General features: G+C 60.6%; 13 protein-coding genes. 4 read left to right on the top strand and 9 right to left on the bottom strand.

The genetic code is table 11. The features are described 5' to 3' along the window. Positions 1–115: 115 nt before the first annotated feature. The 4 genes from ACMFWR_RS29460 to ACMFWR_RS29445 all read right to left on the bottom strand — a co-directional run bounded on the left by ACMFWR_RS29460 (position 116) and on the right by ACMFWR_RS29445 (position 6,899). Positions 116–733, bottom strand: coding sequence for a cytochrome P460 family protein (locus tag ACMFWR_RS29460; protein ID WP_413195912.1), 618 nt, complete (start codon positions 731–733; stop codon positions 116–118). Between the two features lie 158 nt (positions 734–891). Continuing rightward, on the bottom strand, positions 892–2,412 hold the full coding sequence (locus tag ACMFWR_RS29455; protein ID WP_413195911.1) for an efflux transporter outer membrane subunit: 1,521 nt from the start codon (positions 2,410–2,412) through the stop codon (positions 892–894). After that, positions 2,409–5,624, bottom strand: coding sequence for an efflux RND transporter permease subunit (locus ACMFWR_RS29450; RefSeq protein ID WP_413195910.1), 3,216 nt, complete (start codon positions 5,622–5,624; stop codon positions 2,409–2,411). Before ACMFWR_RS29450 ends, ACMFWR_RS29455 begins: the two co-directional genes overlap by 4 nt. Further along, entirely contained in the window at positions 5,625–6,899 is a 1,275-nt protein-coding gene (locus tag ACMFWR_RS29445; protein ID WP_413195909.1) for an efflux RND transporter periplasmic adaptor subunit, read from the bottom strand. Between the two features lie 676 nt (positions 6,900–7,575). Here ACMFWR_RS29445 and ACMFWR_RS29440 point away from each other — a divergent pair. After that, complete coding sequence (locus ACMFWR_RS29440) at positions 7,576–8,604, top strand: zinc-dependent alcohol dehydrogenase family protein (RefSeq protein WP_413195908.1); 1,029 nt, start codon at positions 7,576–7,578, stop codon at positions 8,602–8,604. A 117-nt stretch (positions 8,605–8,721) separates the two neighbouring features. Here the strand turns inward: ACMFWR_RS29440 and ACMFWR_RS29435 are convergent, their stop codons facing one another. Next, complete coding sequence (locus tag ACMFWR_RS29435) at positions 8,722–9,888, bottom strand: 12-oxophytodienoate reductase (protein ID WP_413195907.1); 1,167 nt, start codon at positions 9,886–9,888, stop codon at positions 8,722–8,724. A 199-nt stretch (positions 9,889–10,087) separates the two neighbouring features. Between ACMFWR_RS29435 and ACMFWR_RS29430 the strand changes: the two genes are divergently transcribed. Continuing rightward, on the top strand, positions 10,088–11,137 hold the full coding sequence (locus ACMFWR_RS29430) for a LysR family transcriptional regulator (protein ID WP_413195906.1): 1,050 nt from the start codon (positions 10,088–10,090) through the stop codon (positions 11,135–11,137). Here ACMFWR_RS29430 and ACMFWR_RS29425 read toward each other — a convergent pair. Both ACMFWR_RS29425 and ACMFWR_RS29420 read right to left on the bottom strand, forming a co-directional pair. Then, the gene (locus tag ACMFWR_RS29425; protein WP_413195905.1) at positions 11,134–11,811 is read right to left on the bottom strand and encodes a response regulator transcription factor; all 678 of its coding nucleotides are present in this window, start codon (positions 11,809–11,811) and stop codon (positions 11,134–11,136) included. The genes ACMFWR_RS29430 and ACMFWR_RS29425 overlap by 4 nt on opposite strands. A 155-nt stretch (positions 11,812–11,966) precedes the next feature. Further along, entirely contained in the window at positions 11,967–12,728 is a 762-nt protein-coding gene (locus ACMFWR_RS29420) for a sensor histidine kinase (RefSeq protein WP_413195904.1), read from the bottom strand. Positions 12,729–13,130: 402 nt separating this feature from the next. On the opposite strand from ACMFWR_RS29420, the gene ACMFWR_RS29415 reads away from it, so the two are divergent. Then, on the top strand, positions 13,131–14,564 hold the full coding sequence (locus ACMFWR_RS29415; protein ID WP_413195903.1) for a PLP-dependent aminotransferase family protein: 1,434 nt from the start codon (positions 13,131–13,133) through the stop codon (positions 14,562–14,564). A 12-nt stretch (positions 14,565–14,576) separates the two neighbouring features. Here ACMFWR_RS29415 and ACMFWR_RS29410 read toward each other — a convergent pair whose 3' ends face one another. Continuing rightward, positions 14,577–16,061 carry a mechanosensitive ion channel domain-containing protein gene (locus tag ACMFWR_RS29410; RefSeq protein ID WP_413195902.1) on the bottom strand — a complete coding sequence of 495 codons (1,485 nt, stop codon included), beginning with the start codon at positions 16,059–16,061 and terminating at the stop codon, positions 14,577–14,579. A 227-nt stretch (positions 16,062–16,288) separates the two neighbouring features. Between ACMFWR_RS29410 and ACMFWR_RS29405 the strand changes: the two genes are divergently transcribed. Next, on the top strand, positions 16,289–17,272 hold the full coding sequence (locus tag ACMFWR_RS29405) for a helix-turn-helix domain-containing protein (protein ID WP_413195901.1): 984 nt from the start codon (positions 16,289–16,291) through the stop codon (positions 17,270–17,272). Here the strand turns inward: ACMFWR_RS29405 and ACMFWR_RS29400 are convergent. Then, entirely contained in the window at positions 17,260–18,171 is a 912-nt protein-coding gene (locus tag ACMFWR_RS29400; protein WP_413195900.1) for a LysR family transcriptional regulator, read from the bottom strand. The genes ACMFWR_RS29405 and ACMFWR_RS29400 overlap by 13 nt on opposite strands. Positions 18,172–18,418: the final 247 nt, after the last annotated feature.

The following is an 18,418-nucleotide window of genomic DNA, read 5'->3' as shown; positions in this document are numbered from 1 at the left end:
ACATCGCCGTGTCGCATTCGGGTGACATTCCTATACGGAAGATCCGCTCGCCGACCGTAGGTCCGTCAAACGCCACCGTGCGCCGGGCGCATCGGCGGCGCTCTTTCAACCGGCTTTATTGCGCCTTGGGTGTGTCGTGATTGACGTTGCCGTCATCGTCGAGCAACCGATAGAACTGCGTCCAGACCATATCTTTCTTGGCGCTCGCAATATGGCAATACGCACATTCGTTTTTCGCCCTGAGTTTCGCCGTCGGGGCCTTGGGTTCCGAATGATTGAAATTGTAGAAACCCCACCCATTCGTATCGGCGTAGCGCTTGGTGTCCTTGACGATAACGTCAGCGCCGTTCAGATCGCCCGGGAAAAAGCCTCGCCCTGAAGGTTCCGTTCTTGACCCATCAGGAAATTGAGCTTCCTTGGTGAGCTGCAATTCCTTGAACATAATCGTGCCTTCCGGAAATTTCCCCGTCTTTTTGTATATCGCATACGACCCTGGCTCGATATAGACGTTGTGATATTCCGGGAAATTCGCTTTCCCTCCATTTAATGCGTTAGGGGTCAACGGCGACCCCACAAACACCCATTCGTGAAAATTCTTAGGAAGTATCAATTCCCCCGATGATGTGTATTCCGGTAAATAGCGTTTCGCATGTGACTCGCCCGACGACTGGGCGAGTGCAATAGCGGACAGAGCGACGCAGGCGAGCAGCGCGCCTTTGATTTCTGCTTTCACTTGATTCTCCTTACGGAGTGACGTTGGGAGGCATACAGAGACGCTTTAGCGCGTCCACTGAATGTCTAGTATTTAATGCGTCAGCCCGTCGGAGTTCAAACGCTCAAGCGTATCTTCGGAGATACATTCGTATAGGACGTCGTTTTGCACCAGAACACTTAACGCGACGACGTGACCGTTGACGTCTTGTCGTCACCTGCCTCGCTTTCCCATCCGCCGCCCAGGGCTTTGAACACGGACACTTGAAGATCGGCAACCGACGTGTCGGAGGTCGCAAGCGCTCGGCGCGCGGTCGCTCGATCCTGCTCCGCAACCAGGAGATCAAGAAAGCTATCCCTGCCGGCATCGAATCTGACCCGCGACAAGTTGGCGGCGTCATCTGCCGCCGCCGCCGCGCGCACCAGCGCCGCATTCTGGTCCAACGCCGCGCTATAGCGTGCAAGTGCTTGCTCGGTCTCTTCGAGTGCCGCGAGCATCGTCGCCCTGAACTCCATCAACGAGGCATCGGCCCCCGCGCGCGACTCCGCGATGCGGGCGCGCGTGGCCTCGATGTTCGGAAATGTCCAGGAGATCAACGGACCGAACGAATACGAAAACGATGATCCTCTGCCGAGATTCCCAAAGGACGGGGCGCCTATGGACGCCGCACCCGCAAGCGTCACCGACGGATAGAACTCGGCCGTCGCCACACCGATTCGTGCCGTATCCGCAGCCAGCTTTCGTTCCGCACGCCGTACGTCTGGCCGTCGGGCCAGCAACGCCGCGCCATCGCCAACCGGTATGGGCTGCGTCACCTTGGGCACATCGCGACACTGCGCGGCCTCGCTGTCGATGTCGCTCGGCGACACACCGGTCAGGGCAGCCAGGGCGTACAACTGGGCACGGCGCTCTCCCTCAAGTACGGGCACTTGCGCGTTCGCCTGTTCGACGAGAACGGTCACCTGATCGACATCACGGCGTGTGCCGCGTCCGGACTTCAGCTGACGCAGCGTCAGTTCTTCCGTGTTCGCTTCGATCTGCGCGGTTTCGCGAGCGACATCGGCCTGGTCAGCAAAGCCGCACGCGTCGACATAGCTCTGCGCGACCTGGGCCGCGATGGAGATCCTTGCGCCGTCGAGGGCAGCCTCTGCAGCTTGCGTATCGCCGCGGGCGGCTTCGATCGACCTGGACACGCGACCGAATACGTCCACCTCGTAACTCGCATCGAATCCCGCGCGATAGTAGTTGAAGTCCCCGTGGTCAGCGGCGAATCCGGAACCGCCGGCAGCCTGGCTCGCGCTCGTGTTGAAATTCTCGGCGCCGACCCGGTTCCTCGAATATCCCGCTGAGGTTCCGATAGACGGCAAGCGCCCCGCTCCCGCCTCGTCGAGTTGCGCCCTGGACAGGCGGAGATTCGCCTTCGCGACTTCAATCGTCGGATTGTGCGCGAATGCCTGCAGGATCAAACGTGTCAGCACCGGGTCGTTGTAAAGCTCCCACCAGTTGGCTGCCGTCGTCGTCGACGCGAATGACGCATCATGCGACTCGGCAAATGTACGCTCCGCATGCTCCGGCGCATCAGGACGCGCGTAGTCCGGTCCAAGTGCGCATCCGTACAGCGACGTTGCCGCGATCACACCTGCCGCTGCAAGTGTGACCCACGTTCGAACCGGACGCGTTGGGGAATGTTCGAATCTCACTGCTCTTCTCCTTCAACGACGGGCCTCGACTGATTTCCGCTTAACTGCGCGTGAGGTTTGCGCCGCTTGAATCGCGCCACCACTGCATCGATTTTCTCCCCCAGTTTCTTGGTGAGGACGTAGAAACTCGGTGTGAACAGCAAGCCAAAGAACGTGACGCCGAGCATGCCGAAGAACACGGCAACGCCCAACGCCTTGCGCATTTCGGAACCCGCGCCATGCGAGAACACAAGCGGCATCACCCCCAGAATGAATGCAATCGACGTCATCAATATCGGTCGCAGACGCTGATGAGCGGCCCGCTCGGCCGCCTCATGATGCTCGAGGCCTTCCATCTCGCCCTGGCGCGCGAACTCGACAATCAGAATCGCGTTCTTCGCGGCAAGCCCGACCAGCACCACCAGGCCGATTTGCGTGAGGATGTTGTTATCCATGTGCATCGCGCCAACGCCGCTGATGGCTGCGAGCAGACACATCGGCACGATCAGGATGACGGAGAGCGGCAGCATCACGCTCTCGTACAGCGCCGCGAGCAAGAGAAACACAAACAGCACCGCCAGGCCGAATACGTAGATTCCGGTGTCTCCTGCCTGGCGCTGCTGATAGGCCAGATCCGTCCACTCGATGGTCATGCCGCGTGGCAGTACCTTGTCCGCCAGCCGTTCCATCGTTGCCAGCGACTGCCCCGACGAAAAGCCCGGAGCCGTGTCGCCTTGCAGATCGACGGACGGATAGAGGTTGTAACGCACCACCCGGTACGGGCCGGAAGTGTTTTCAAGCGTCAACACCGAGCCGAGCGGCACCATGTTTCCCTCGGCGGTTCGAGCGCGCAACTTCTCGACGTCAGACGAATACTTTCGAAACTCGGAATCCGCCTGCGCCGTGACACGCCAGGTTCGGCCCAGATAATTAAAGTCGTTGATGTAGGTCGAGCCAAGGTAGGTCTGCAACGCGGAGAACACGTTTTCCACCGGCACGCCGATCTGCTCCGCGCGCTCGCGGTCGATATGCGCATACAGACGCGGCGTGTTGACGTTGAACGTCGTGAAGGCGTGCGAAATCCCCTTCTCGTCGTTGGCGGCCTTCATCAGGTCTCGCGCCGCAGCGGCAAGTGCCCGATAGCCCGCGCCGTTTCGATCTTCCAGTTCGAGCTTCCAGCCCCCCGCCGTGCCGATACTTCGAACAGGCGGCGGCGGAAACACGAAGATGTTGCCGGTATCGATACGCGAGTACGCCTTGCGCAGCCTTTCGGCAATCTGCACGTCGGACAACGCGCGATACCGCTGAGGCTTGAGAATGACAAACACCAGGGCGGTGTTAGGTGCAAACGAAAACGTCGCGCCATCGAAGCCCGAGAATGCGACGGCATACTCGGTCTCGGGCATGGCCTGGGCGAGTTTGATGACACGTTGCGCCGTGTCAGTCGTACGATCAAGCGACGAGCCTGGCGGAAGCTGCACCGCGCTGATCAGCAGATCCTGATCTTGTGCCGGGATAAAGCCCGTTGGCGTCACGTGAAAGCGCCACACCGTCGCCAAAATCAATACGACATACAGACCGCACACGACGAACAGCATTCGAACAAGACGCCCCGTCAGTTTTCCATAGCGCACGGACAGCCGGTCGAAGGTCCGATTGAAGGCGTTGGCAAATTTCGCGGGCCATCCGCGAATGCCGGCGGCCGGCGCCGTCGCCTGATGGCCGTGCTTGATCAGCAATGCCGCCAGCGCAGGCGAAAGTGTCAGCGATACAAAGGCGGAAATCGCCGTCGCAGACACGATCGTCAGCGCGAACTGTTTGTAGAACTGTCCGGAAAGCCCCGGAATGAATGCAGTCGGCACGAATACGCCACACAGCACGAGCGCAATCGCAATCAGTGCACCGGACACTTCGTCCATGGTCTGATGCGCGGCATCGCGTGGAGAAATGCCTTTTTCCGTAATCAGGCGCTCGATGTTCTCCACGACCACAATCGCATCGTCCACCACGATGCCGATTGCAAGCACGAGTCCGAAGAGCGACAAGCTGTTCAAACTAAAGCCGAACGCCGCCATCAGGGCGAAACTGCCAATGAGCGAGATCGGGATCGCGATGAGCGGCACGATGGCTGCGCGCCAGCTCTGCAGGAACAGCAACACCACGAACGACACCAGTACCAACGCGATGTAGAGGGTGTTCTGCACCTCGTGAATCGAGTCAGCGATAAAGTCCGTCGGGTGGTAAGCCACCGTGTAAGCCATGCCTGGCGGGAAGCTCTTTGCAGCGTCGGCCAGTACCGCCTTCACCTTGTCCGCTGTGGCAAGCGCGTTCGAGCCGGGTTGCTGCTTGACGATCAGCGCGACAGCGTTTTTTCCCGTAAAGAAGACAGTGGAGGTGTAGTCCTCCGCGCCGAGCTCGACACGAGCAATATCACGCAGGCGCGTCAGGGCGCCATCCTTGCCCCGCTTGATAATGATGTCGCCGAATTGTTCGGGGGTTTTCAAGCGGCCCTGCGTTTCGACACCCAGCTGAAACGCGTTGGATTTCGACGGGAACGGCGGTGAGCCAATCGTGCCGGCCGCGACCTCGACATTCTGGGCTTTCACCGCATTGATCACCTCTTCGACGGTCAAATTCCTTGCCGCCGCCTGATCAGGATCGATCCAGATACGCATCGAGTAGTCGCGGCCGCCAAAGCGCTCGGTATCGCCGACGCCATTGATGCGCTTGATACGATCGTTGATCTGAAGCGTCACATAGTTCGAAATGTATTGCGCGTCGAGCGAGTTGTCGGGGGAGTAAAAGGCGACGCCCATCAGCTCGTCCGGCGACACCTTGCGCACCGTCAGCCCGATTGCCCGCGTCTCTTCCGGCAGCCGAGGAATGGCCTCATCGACACGATTCTGCACGAGCACCTGTGCCTCGTTGACATCCGTGCCGAGCGAAAAGGTGATCGTGATGGCGACCGTGCCGTCCCCGACGGAGGAGGACGACATATAGATCATGTTTTCGATGCCGTTGATCTGCTGCTCAAGTGGAACAGCAACGGTCTCGGCCATAGTCTCCGCCGTGGCACCCGGATACTTTGCCGTAACGACGACGGTCGGCGGAGCGACCTCCGGGTACTGGCCGACGGGCAAATGCGGATACGCGATCGCACCCACGATGACGATCAATACCGAAAGGACGGCTGCGAAAATCGGCCGGTCGATAAAGAAGTGAGGAAATCGCATTTACTTGCTCGCCCAATCTGCCGGAGGGATCGTTGCCGTCGACGGCTGAGGAAGAGAGACGGATGGCGACGTCTTTGTATCGTTGGTGCCGATCGTGAGTTCAGTTTTGCGCATGCTGACTTTCATGCCCGGCTGAATCTGGTTGAGACGATCGAGTACGACAAGATCCGTCTGCGCGAGTCCGCCGCGCACCACTCGCAGTCCCCGTATTTCGGGGCCCACTTCGACATTGCGTTTGACGATGGCGCCACCCTGACCGACGACGTAGACCTCTTTGGTAGCCTGATCCGTGACGATGCTGTCGTCCGGAATCAGCAAGGCCTTATAGGTTCCCGATCCAAGCAGGCGAGCGCGTCCGAACATCCCCGGCGTCAGGAAGTGGTCCGGATTGGCGATCGTCGCATGCGCGCGAATCGTGCCGGTCCCTGGATCGATCGCGTTGTCGACGAACACCATATGCCCGTGGTGAGGAAAGCCGGTTTCGTCGGACAGCTGCACGTCGACGGGATTCTGCGTCGTCCTCGAAGACCCGCGAAGACCCTGCTTCGCTTCGCGAAGGTATTTCAGGTAAAAGCTCTCCGCGCCATCGAAAACAAACCAGATGGGATCAAGAGACACGACGGTCGTCAGCAGCGTCGTGCCGGCAGACACCTGGTCACCGAGCGAAACCCGACGACTCGATACGCGTCCTTCGATCGGCGAACGCACCGTGGTAAACGACAAGTTGAGCGATGCGTTGTCCGACGCAGCACGCGCAGCCAGAAGATTGGCGCGCGCCGTACGCAATTGCGCCTGGTTGCTCTCGTACTCTTCCTGACTCACTGCCTGGTTCTTGACGAGTTGTTCAGATCGCGCAGCGACGGTGGTCGCATTCGCAAGCGCGGCCTCCGCAGCGGCCACCTGTGCACGCGTTTGCTCGAGCTGCGCTTCATAAGGACGCGGGTCGATCGTGAATAGGGGCTGGCCCGCCCGAACCTCCTGCCCGTCCTCGAACATGATTTCCGTCACGACACCGGTGATTCGCGCACGCAGCTCAACGGCTTGCGGCGCCTCGAAATGGCCGACGTATTCGTCCCAGTCGACGATATTCATCGCGAGCGGCGACGCTACGGATACTTGCAGCGGTGGGGGCGGAGGGGCTTCGCTGGCTTTAGAACAGGCGCCGAGCGCAAGCGCGGCAATGGCGATGCCAGGAGCCCAGGCGCGCGATTCGCCGATTCGAGCCGCGATGGTTCCAAGGATCGTCGTCAGGCCGCGTGCAAGCACGGCGCGCACATCGGCGTGCTTTTTAAAGGTCTCCGTGCGAGATCTCTGTGAAGGACGTTGAGCCCGTATCTGGGAGCCATGCATAGTCGTGCCTAACCTTTATAGTTTGCGATTTTCGCTATCGGTATTTCGCGGCGTAAAGCCGCCCCTGCGAATGCGCCTGTCGGCAGCGCATCTGGAACTGCATCTGCACGCGAGAGCGCGGCATGCACTGATGCGCGCGGCGGCTTTCATGCGCCACTTTCGGGAGCCGTGATCTTAGGGTTGCGGTGCGCGCAAAAAGTCCGCGCTTTGACCGCGAAAGTCCTGCCTCCCTTCAAGAGGCTTGTCTCAATGTTTTCTCGCGTAGTGAAGGCATGCGCGAGGCGCAAATGCTGGAACCGCTCGACAATTCGGGCGCGGATGCGCTGACTGGTTGAAAAGATCGTAGGTTTCCATTCACGGGTTCGCAAGCAATTCGGTCGCTCGCGATACCTATGTATACGCGTGGTGCCGCGCGCATAGTGCGCCGATCTCGAAGCACATCTCGAAGCACATCTCGAAGCACATTCGGCAGTCGGTTCATTGAGCGGCTCAATGCGGCATTGCGAACCCTCGTGTCCGGAATGTCCGGACTTCGCACCCCCTTAATTCACGGGTCGCGGTTGGCTAGCATGATTGCTTTTTCAAAGAGAAGGTGAAGCTCATGCAAGACACGATGCGGCGCTGGGCGCTTCCGTCATTGGGTCTCGGCAATCTGTCCATCCAGTCTGTCGATATGCCTCAGCCGGGTATTGGCGAATTGCTGGTCGCAGTCGAGGCCGTGTCACTCAACTACCGAGATGCCGAAGTCGCCGAGCACGGCATGGGTGTGGCACTGCCGTTTCCCTTCACCCCCGCGTCCGATATGGCAGGGCGCGTCGTGGGTGTAGGCCCCGGGGTCACTCGCTTCGCGGTCGGCGATCGCGTGATCTCGACATGCATCACGGGCTGGATCGACGGAGCACCCAAGTCATGGGCCGACGCGCCCACACAGGGCGGTCCGATTCAGGGCATGTTGTCGGAATACGTCACGACGAACGCGGAGTGGTGCGTCCGCGCACCCCAGTCGCTGACACCTTTCGAAGCGAGCACGCTGCCGATTGCCGGACTGACCGCGTGGATGGCACTGATGGAAGTGGGACATCTTCGCGCCGGCCAGACTGTCGTGGTACAGGGCACCGGCGGCGTATCGCTATTCGCGCTTCAGCTCGCGCTCGCGAACGGTGCGCAAGTGATTGTCACGACGAGCAGCGACGACAAGATGGCTCGCGCTCATGCACTCGGCGCGCAATTCACGATTGATCGCCGGGAGACGCCCGAGTGGCAAGACGAGGTCTTGATAATCACCGGGGGCCGCGGTGCCGACCATATCCTTGAAATGGCCGGCGGCGATAACGGAGCGCGTTGCCTTCAGGCGATCTGCCCGGGTGGCAACGTCAGCGTCATCGGTTTGCTCGAGTCCGATTCGCTGACGCTTCCGTTAATGCCGCTTCTCGGTTCGCGAGCAAGAATCACAGGCATTTCGGTGGGTCCGCGACGCGCGCTGGAGGATCTCGTACGCACCATCGATCTGAAGGGTATTGTCCCGATCATCGACGCCATCTATCCGTTCGAACAGGCTCCGCAGGCATTCGAACATCTGAAGCGAGGCGCGTTCGGGAAGGTGGTCGTTCAGGTTGCTGATTTCACTTGAGCGTTTTCGATTAAGCGCTTTCGTTTAAGCGCTTTCGATTGAGCGTTTTCTCGCGGTCAATCGATGCGACGGAGACGGGTCCGGTCTAAGCCGGGTCCACCTCCGTCCGTCCGCGTTTTACTGCAACGTCTTCAGCACCTCGGGATCCCACGACTTGAGCTGGTCGAGTCGCCCGCTTTGCACCTTCTTCGGCCAGTCAGGGTCGACGAGAAGACTCCGGCCCACGGCGATCAGGTCAAAATCGCCCCGATTCATCATGTCGATCAACGTGTCAATGCCGGCAGCCCGGCTTGCCTGGCCCATCAGCGTGTCGATATGTTCGCCCGTCATCGCCACTGAGCCGACGGAAATGGTGGGCTTGCCCGAGATCTTTTTCGTCCATGCCGCGAGGTTGCGATCCGTGCCGAATTCTCCTTCCCAGAATCGACGCTGCGAACAATGAAACACGTCGACGCCCGCATCGACAAGCGGTTCAACAAACGCCTGCAGATCATTCGGCGTTTCGAAGTTGCGCGCGGCGAAGTCCTGAATTTTCCACTGTGACATGCGCAACGAAATGACGAAGTCGCGGCCGGTCGCACGTCGGATGGCCTCGACCGTGCGGGCAGCAAGACGCACGCGGTTTTGCATCGGACCACCGTATTCATCCGTGCGGCGGTTGGTGCCCGGCCAGAAGAACTGGTCGAACAGGTATCCATGGCCCGCATGAATTTCGATCCCGTCGAAGCCGACGCGCTGTGCGTTGGATGCCGCGTCGGCGAAGGCCTGCACAATCGCTTCAAGATCATTGAGATCCGCAGGTTCACCGTCCTGCGTCATCGTCGAGCCGATGCCGCCGAAAATGCCGGAAGGTCCGACGCGACGGGGTTCGTGTTCGAGCGATCGCGCTTCGTAGAGGCCTTCAATGACCGGTTGCTTCATTTGCCCCACGTGCCAGAGCTGCGCGAGGATCGGCACGTGTTCTTCGTGCACCGCGTTGACGACCTGCGCCCAACCATCGAGCGCCTGCTCGCCGTACATACGGGGCACATTGATTTCGTTTGCACCCGCCTCGTGCGGCACCCACGTCCCTTCAGTGATCACGAGGCCCACGCCACCTGCGGCACGGCGTCGGTAGTACGCGGCGTTGGCCATGCCCGGTACGCCTTCGGGCGCTTGCGTGCGTGTCATGGCCGGCATCACGATGCGGTTTTTAAGGGGCAGCCCGGCAATACGCGAGGGCGCGAACAAACTGGCAGTGCGTTGAGCGGGAATCGCGGCTGGGGAGACGAGCGTGTCAGTCATCGGTAAAACCATTCAGAATGCAGTCCGTAGGTCGACCGTGCAAAGCGCCCGCTACGCGGGGCTTGCACGACGTGAAGCCGTCGACGCGTATGCGTGCAACGGTCCAGTCGACTTTACTGCGGCGCGCGCCACGGATTAAGACGGCTCACAATCCGATCATCCCGGACGCTCATGTCCGCAGTGCCCATTCGGAGAGGTCATGGAGAGCATTGCCGCGTTCAACATATTTGTGCTCGTCGCTGAGACGCGCAGCTTTGTCGATGCCGGCCGTCAACTCGGCGTATCCGCCTCGGCAATCGGAAAGAGCATCTCCCGTCTTGAGCAACGGCTGGGAGCGCGCCTGTTTCACCGAAGCACGCGCAGCGTCACGCTGACGGCTGAGGGCGAACTCTTTCTCGTACGCAGCCGGCGCATCCTCAAGGAAGTTGCCGACGCCCAGGCCGAACTCACGCGAGCACGACTGGGTCCGAGCGGGCGCCTCAAGATCGGGCTGCCGCTGGTCGGGGAACCCTTCTTCGACGTCATTGCCAGCTTTAAAAAGGCCTACCCGGACATCGATCTCGAGATCAGCTTTTCCGACCGCCCTGTCGATGTCATCGAGGAAGGGTTCGATGCGGTCATTCGCTCTGGCCGCGCTCAGGACTCGTTGCTGAAATCGAGGGCGCTGGGCTCATTTACGATGATGCTGGCGGCGTCGCCCGACTATCTCGACGCCCGAGGCAGACCGCAAACCGTTCACGACCTCGAGACGCATGCGTGTATCCGGTTTCGCTTCTCGCATACGGGAAAGATACAACGCTGGCCCCTGTCGGCCGGCGCAACGCAGACGTATGCCGACAGCCTTGCACACCTGCCCGATTCGCTGCCCGCATCCATCGTCTGCAATAACCTCGAAGCCCGGATCGCTTTCGCGATCAAGGGCGCCGGCATCGCCTACCTCCCGGACTTCGCCATTGCGCCGTGGCTCGGCAATGGTCAGCTGGAAATCGTGCTTCCGCAGATCGGTCAGCGGCGTGAGCGCTTTTATATCCTTTGGCCTTCCGGCACGCGAATCGCGCCCAAGTTGCGCGCTTTTATCGATTTTCTCGCGGCCCGGTTGTTCCGCGAGGATGCGGGAGAAGCAGGCGAAGCGATCGACGCAACCAGCCCCGCACCGGCTCTTTCATCGCATGCAACGAAGACGTCCGCTCGGAAAACATTCGCGCGGCGCGATGGAAAGATCGCGCCGGGCAGTGCCAGAAAGCGCTAATGATCGACGTAAGAACCCTCTCTCACGCGCTCTTCCATTCGGACCAGATCGGCAAACGTCTTCGCTTTCATCTTGCGCATGACTTGCGCGCGATGAACCTTGATGGTGATTTCGCTGAGGTTCAGTTCGCCCGCGATCTGCTTGTTCATGAGCCCGCGCGCAACGAGTGCAAGCACTCTGCGCTCGCGCTCTGACAATGTGGTGTAACGCTCACGCAGCTCTGCGGCATAGTGATCTTCATCCCGACGCAGCTGATCGGAGCGCAACGCGCCTTGCACCGATTCCAGCAAGTGCTGATCGCGGAATGGCTTGACCAGGAAATCCTGAGCGCCGTTTTTCATCGCCTGCACCGTCATCGAGATATCGCCGAACGCGGACACGAAGACGATGGGAACGTGCATATCGAGCGCGACAAGATGATGTTGCAACTCGAGCCCGCCAATGCCCGGCATCCGGATATCGAGCACCAGACAGTTCGGCATGCCGGCGCGCTCGGCATAGTGCATGCGCAGCCGCGCGAGCAGATCTGTTGCGCCCTCGAACTGCTCGACGGCAATGCCGACGGATTCGAGCAGCGAACCGATCGCTTCGCGAACCGAAACGTCGTCATCCACGACAAAGACCAGCGATCCCGCGAGCACCTTGTCGCTGACTGAAAATGTGCAGACGTCCATGACCGACCTCCCTTGACACTCACGCGTGGCTCTCCCACGCAACAGCGCCATGCCGCTGAGCATCGGCGCATACCGTTGACTGCTGCCTGTCCGTTTGGGAACGACGCGCCGCTCCGAACGAGCCCGCTGTGCGATTCCGCCGTGGCTGCGGGCCGTCAATACAACAAGCGGCCGAGCACGTCTGACGCGCCCTTCTCGCTCACGCTGCGCCGCGCCTGCGTGTTTGCATGCGGCAGTCCCGCATACGGCACGTTGAAGTCGAAACGGGTGCCCTCTTCCAGCGAAGAGGTCGCGCGCAGGCTGCCTCCATGGGACTCAACGATCGCCCGCGACACGGACAGGCCGATGCCCATGCCGTTCGTCTTGGTGGTGAACATCGTCCTTCCCAATTGCTCTGCCACACTGGGCTTGAAGCCCACACCGTTATCGATGACCGCGATGCTCGCCGATACGCCCTCGAGGTCCTGCGAGATGAGCCGGACCGTTCGCACGCGATCGACCACGGGCTGCAATGCCTCGATGGCGTTCTTGAGCAGATTGATCACGACTTGTTGCAGCTGAACGCGGTCGCCGCAAACCGGGCTCGGTACGTCGAGGCTGACCACGACCCGCACGGCGTTGCGCCTGCATTCGCCACGCAGCGAATACACAACCTCGCGAATCGCCTCGTCGATATCGAACGGTGCCTTGGAAAGCGATGCGTTGACCGCCAGCGCGCGCAAACCCGCGATGACCTCGGTCGCTCTTTCGGCGTCGCGTGACGTGCGCTCTGCCGCGCGTCGTGCCTGAGCCACGTCGGGCGCAGCACGTGAGAGCCATCGCAGGCAGGTATTTGAATTGGTCAGGACAGCAGTCAACGATTGACTGGTCTCGTGAATGATCGCCGCGGCGAGTTCGCCGATTCCTGCGAAGCGCATTGCCCTGGCGACGCTCTGATCCGCGATCCGAAGCGCTTCTCGCAACTCCGCCGTGGTCTCGCGCGATCGCCGCAAGGCGCTACGGCACGGGTGTGCAATGGTGCGTCGACGATATCGTTCAACCGCAACGCGCCTGCGCATTCGATCTCCCGCAATATGAATGGAGCGCATGCTGACCAGCGACGGGACGAGGTGCTTCGTTGAGCGCATGATGAGGTCCTGATTGGCGAAGACAGAATCGGTCATTAAGGGAGCACATACCCGATTGATCTTTTTCTCACGCTGTGAGCATTTGCTCTGTTCGATGAGAACGCACTGTACTGTCGACGCTGTCTATACTCCCGATACGGCTTGGATAATGTTGTCGGATCGTACTGATTGCGAGAATGCAACCGTACTGAAATGTTCGAACTCCAGCTCTCCCGGTCCCGACAGGCGGGCCAGACACTCGTTGACCAGATCGTGCAGGCCATCGCGGGCGAGCTGAGTCACGGCACGTACCCGGCCGGCACACCGCTGCCGTCCGTACGCCGATTCGCGAAGACACACGCGCTAAGTGCCTACACAGTGGTCGAGGCCTACCAACGCCTGGCTTCGATGAACCTCATCACTTCGAAGCCGGGTTCGGGCTACGTGGTGGCCGAGAAAGAACCGACGACCGCACCCGCACCAACCTGGAATGCCCCGGCGCTGAATGCCGCGTGGCTGCTCTCGGACGTCTTCGCGGATCAGTCGGTGCCGATCAAAGCGGGCTGCGGCTGGATTCCCAACGACTGGGTCGACGAAAGCGGCATGCAACACGCCATGCGGTCGGTCAGCCGGCTCCCCGGGGCGCGTCTGGGCGGATACGGTCACCCCTACGGGCTGACATCGCTGCGCGACCATATCGCCGGATCGTTGCGCCGATATGCACTGCCCGTCGACGTCTCCAACATCTTGCTGACGCATGGCGCGACGCAAGCGCTCGATCTCGTCGTGCGCACGCTTTGCAAGCCGGGCGATACCGTGCTCGTGGAAGACCCTTGCTATTGCAATTTGCTCGAAATCCTCAAGGTCGCGGCAGTCCGCGTTGTGAGCGTCGAGCGCACGACCGACGGTGTGGACATCGACGCGCTCGAGAGCGCCGTTCTCGAGCATCACCCGCGTGTGATGTTCGTCAACACGGTTCTGCAGAACCCCTCAGGTTCGTCGCTGAGCGTGTCTGCCGCGTTTCGCTTGCTACAGGTCGCCGACAGGTATGGCCTGTGGGTGGTCGAAGACGATATTTCGCGCGAGCTCGCGCCGCCGGGGCTGCCTTGCCTCGCCGCGATGGAAGGCCTCCATCATGTCGTGTACGTTTCCGGTTTTTCGAAAACGATCAGCCCGGTGATGCGAGTCGGCTACATCGCCGCCCACCGCGACCTTCTCGCGCAGCTCGCATTGACCAAAATGGCGATCGGACTCACTTCATCCGAAGTCACGGAGCGTGCCGTTGCCAACGTGCTGGTCGAGGGCCACTACGATCGCCACATCACTTTTCTGAAAGACCGGCTCAGGGTCGCACACGAACGCACGAGTCGCGCGATGAACGAGGCCGGTCTGGAGATCTTTCACCAGCCGCGTGCCGGACTGTTCCTTTGGGCCAAGCTCCCGATTGCACCGGAAGCGAGCCTGTCGGTCGCCACCGAAGCGCTGCGCCATGGCATATGGCTCGCGCCGGGCTCGTATTTCCGCCCGCAGGAAACGAGTTCGTCATGGTTTCGCTTCAACGCTGCGACGTCGGACGCCCCCGCCCTCTGGGATTTCTTGCGCGCCCTTCCTGCACAGATCAGAAACGCCGCTTCGGCGCGTGCCTGATGCAGACTCGGCTCAGTCTTCGCTGAGCACGAGGTGATGCAGCCGGTGGATGCCATCGTTAAGCCAGTCGAAGAAGCTCTCGTCACGATCGGGTTTGCCCGAACTGGCACTCAACAGGGACTGGTCGCTCGCCATTTCTTCAGCGAGAATTCGGCACATCCGGCGCGCAATCTCCGGCCTCGCCTGGAGAATCGGCGTCAGCGCGTCTTGCTCGAGACAACAGATCGTCACCGGCGTTTGCGCGGTCAGAATGCCTTCGACGCGCGCGCCCGCGAGGATCGCCGACTGTCCGAGCGAATCGCCGGGCGACATGCGGCGCAGCTCAATCTCGTGCTCGCCTCTTAGCGTCTTGAGCGAAGCAATGCCACGCGCGATGATCAGCAAACGCTCTCGCTCGCCGTCACGAGGTTTCGCCTCGCGAATGGTCTGCCCAGGCTGGAAGTCGTGCATCGTCAAGCGATCCGACAAATGCACCAGCTGCATCTCGTCAAGCGTACGGAACATGTCGACGCGTCTGAGCAGGCGCAGCCGCGAATCGGCGCTCATCATCACCGCGCCCGGTACACGCAGCGGGCGCATGAAGATGCCCGCCGACGACAGGTGGCGCTGCGCCAGATCGAACAACTCGTTGCGCGCAGCATTCTTTTTCGCAAGATCGTCGACGAACGCAATGACCTCATATTCGATCGAGTCGACCGTCGCGTGCAGTGCCTTGACGACAGGTTCGGGGAAAGTTTGCACGAGCATCGAGCTCGCGGCCGCTTCTGTCAGTGCCTCGACGACGGTCGCCGCGGGCTCGTCCGGCGAGATATGCAGGATCACCGATACGCCATGCATGCGCGGCGGCTGGCTGTGGTTGATGATGTTCGTTTTGGCGGCCGCGCTGTTCGGGATCACCACGATATTGCCTTGAGGGTTCAGCAAGCTCGTCGCGCGCCAGTTGCATTCGACGACTTCGCCTTCGATTTCGCCGATAAAAATCCAGTCTCCTATTTTGAAGGGCTCTGTGGAATTCAACACGATGCCGGAAAACACGTCGCTGAGCGTGCTTTGCACGGCAAGCCCGAGAATCACCGCGACCGCGCCTGATGTCACGATCAAGCCCCGGACCGGCGTATCGAGCACGTAACCCAGCGCGGATACGCCGGCCGCGATAAACACCACTGCGCTCAGAACGTCGCGAAACAGACGCTCGCGATTCCAGATCTGCGGCAACACGTTGCGATCGAGAAGCGCGGAAGCGACCTTCGCCAATTGCAGCCACCAGATCAGCTCCACGCACTGAGCCAGGAAATGGACAATCCGTTCGTCGGGTTGCGGCGCGGGAGAGAACGGGCTCATTCCGGCTCGCAGCATCACCCAGGTGAGACCGACGAACGCGCCGCTGCGAACAACAAGACGCAATCGCGCGAACTGACGATCGATCGCGCGCCACGCCGCTACGTCGAACGCAATGACGGCTGCGGCGGCGACAATCGAATAGGCAAGATGGCTCATGAATCAGGATTTCCAATCAGTCGACACAAAACGTCCAGGCGTTCGCTCGTACGCTGCAAGCACAGACCCTATCGCGACTGGCGTGGCGCCAGGGACGGCAGTGAGCTCACGGCAACGCTTGCCTCGGTGAAATACATCCACGTCCACATCCAGGTGCACGTCGCGTTGTGGGCTCGACGCTACGCGTGTTAGTCTCATTGGCTTCTTTCTCTCTGGAGTCTGCGGACGTGTCGCTCAAAGTCCATCCTCGCATTGCGCCAGCCGATTTGAATCAGCTGATGTCCGTGCTTGAGATTCGTGTCGTCGGGCTATCCGAGTGCCTTGTCAGTTCGGGCTATCGCCTCGACTTGCGCGGGCATACGTCGCCAGGGCTGCATTACATCCTCAAAGGCTCGGGCCTGATGCGCACCGCGGAACGCGCGACGCCCATCGAAGTCCGTCCGCACACGCTGATCGTCGTACCGCCCGGCACCGCGTTCAAGCTCGAGGCGCCGGATGACGACCACGCCGGGCGCGCGCCCATGATCGTGGACGGGCGGTCCCAGACCACGACGACGGAATCGATACGACGATATGTCGCCGGTGATGCCGACCCTGCGATCGTCATGATCTGCGGATACTTCCATGCGATGTACGCGCCTTCCATGGACATTTTCGACGCACTCTCGACGCCGATCGTCGAGCAGTTCGACGAAAAGGACCAGCTCGACATCAAGCTTCGCAACGCGCTCGACGAACTTGTCGCGCAAGAGATCGGCGCCGGCGCGATCAGTGCAGCGCTGCTCAAGCAAGTCATCGTCGCGCTGGTGAGACGCTCGCTGGGCTCCATGCAAGCGTGGACGGAGCGGTTTTCAATGCTCAGCGATCCGCCAATCGCACGAGTCTTTGCTGACATGGTGGCCAATCCCGGTGACGCCCATACGGTCGAAAGCCTTGCGGAAAAAGCATTCCTGAGCCGCTCTGCATTCATGGCGCGCTTCACAAGCGTCGTGGGTCGCTCGCCGATGATGGTCCTGCGCGACCTGCGCATGAAGCAAGCAGGCTCACAGCTCGTATCGAGCGGACTCACCATCGACCAGGTCGCGCAGAACGCCGGGTACGCCAGCCGCAGCAGTTTTGTTCGTGCGTTCAAATCCGCGTATGACATGGATCCCTCTGAATATCGAACTCTAAAGACACGCGACGCAACCTCTTCGAGTCAGACGCCCTGAAGGTCCGGGTGATCCTGCGCCACATCGCTGACCCACTCCGAGAAGGCGCGTAACCGCGGGCTGAGATTCCGGCGATGAGGAAACACCAGGGAAACCGGTGTCGACGGGCTTTCGCAGTTCGTCAGAATCTCCTGCAACTCGCCTCGCGCAATGTGCTCCGCGACCATGAATCGCGACGGCTGAATCAGGCCATACCCGAGCACGCCGGCGCTGATATAGGTCGAGCCGTCGTTGACGGCTAAGGTGCTTCGCATGTCGACTCGCACAATGTCATCGTTGACTCGATATTCGAACGGGTAGCTCTTGCGCGTGCGCGCCGACACGTAGTTGATCGCGTGGTGTGCGCGTAGCTCATCGAGCGAACGAGGCGTGCCATTGCGCGCGATATACGACGGCGCGGCACACGTCACAATCGACGCCCGTCCGATTTGACGCGCAATCAGACTCGCATCTCCGATCACGCCCATACGGACCACGCAATCGACGCCGTCCTGAAACAGATCAATATTTCTGTCGCCCAGCCCCAGGCGCACATCGATGTCCGGGTAACGCGCATAGAACTCGCCCAGCCGCGGCAGGAGTAACGCACGCGCCAGCATCGCCGACGTATCCACTCTGACGGTCCCTGACGGGGTACGGCGATCCTTTGTCAGGAGCCCCTCCGCGTCAGCCACCTCGGCCAGAATACGCACACAGCGTCCATAAAACAGTGCGCCGTCCTCCGTGACGCCCACACTGCGTGTCGAACGGTTGAGCAACCTCACACCCACGCGTTCTTCCAACAGATGCACGGTTCGACTGACCTTCGCAGGGGACAAGTTCATCATGTCAGACGCTTTCGAGAAGCTTCTTGCCTCTACGACCCTGACGAAAATCTGCATCGCTTCAAAGCGGTCCATTCGTTCTCTACTTCCTGAAACCCATATCACTTCACCGACAACATGCGGGCACGCCTGCAGTCGGCCTTCCACTTATCCGACAGCCTCCCAGCGCGCCAAACGCGCCCTGCAGCCGTCAATACATCGCGACGTGCTTTGTCGTCTGGCGAGATAAATCCTTACGACCGTCGATCGAAAATATCCGCACGCGCCCTGCGATCATCGCTACTTTTACTCACATTCAATATTAGAGTTAATGTTCCTTAAG

Origin of the sequence: Pararobbsia alpina, from assembly GCF_965118125.1 — a bacterium.
In the GTDB taxonomy this organism is placed as follows: domain Bacteria; phylum Pseudomonadota; class Gammaproteobacteria; order Burkholderiales; family Burkholderiaceae; genus Pararobbsia; species Pararobbsia alpina_A.
The sequence above is the reverse complement of the archived record's forward strand: the minus strand, read 5'-3'. Positions and strand labels throughout refer to the sequence as shown.

Bases quoted from the DNA above. Each gene is read 5' to 3' on its own strand.
- ACMFWR_RS29415 (WP_413195903.1), top strand. From the start codon at position 13,131: ATGTTCGAACTCCAGCTCTCCCGGTCCCGACAGGCGGGCCAGACACTC.
- ACMFWR_RS29410 (WP_413195902.1), bottom strand. From the start codon at position 16,061: ATGAGCCATCTTGCCTATTCGATTGTCGCCGCCGCAGCCGTCATTGCG.
- ACMFWR_RS29440 (WP_413195908.1), top strand. From the start codon at position 7,576: ATGCAAGACACGATGCGGCGCTGGGCGCTTCCGTCATTGGGTCTCGGC.
- ACMFWR_RS29425 (WP_413195905.1), bottom strand. From the start codon at position 11,811: ATGGACGTCTGCACATTTTCAGTCAGCGACAAGGTGCTCGCGGGATCG.
- ACMFWR_RS29400 (WP_413195900.1), bottom strand. From the start codon at position 18,171: ATGGACCGCTTTGAAGCGATGCAGATTTTCGTCAGGGTCGTAGAGGCA.
- ACMFWR_RS29430 (WP_413195906.1), top strand. From the start codon at position 10,088: ATGGAGAGCATTGCCGCGTTCAACATATTTGTGCTCGTCGCTGAGACG.
- ACMFWR_RS29435 (WP_413195907.1), bottom strand. From the start codon at position 9,888: ATGACTGACACGCTCGTCTCCCCAGCCGCGATTCCCGCTCAACGCACT.
- ACMFWR_RS29450 (WP_413195910.1), bottom strand. From the start codon at position 5,624: ATGCGATTTCCTCACTTCTTTATCGACCGGCCGATTTTCGCAGCCGTC.
- ACMFWR_RS29420 (WP_413195904.1), bottom strand. From the start codon at position 12,728: ATGCGCTTCGCAGGAATCGGCGAACTCGCCGCGGCGATCATTCACGAG.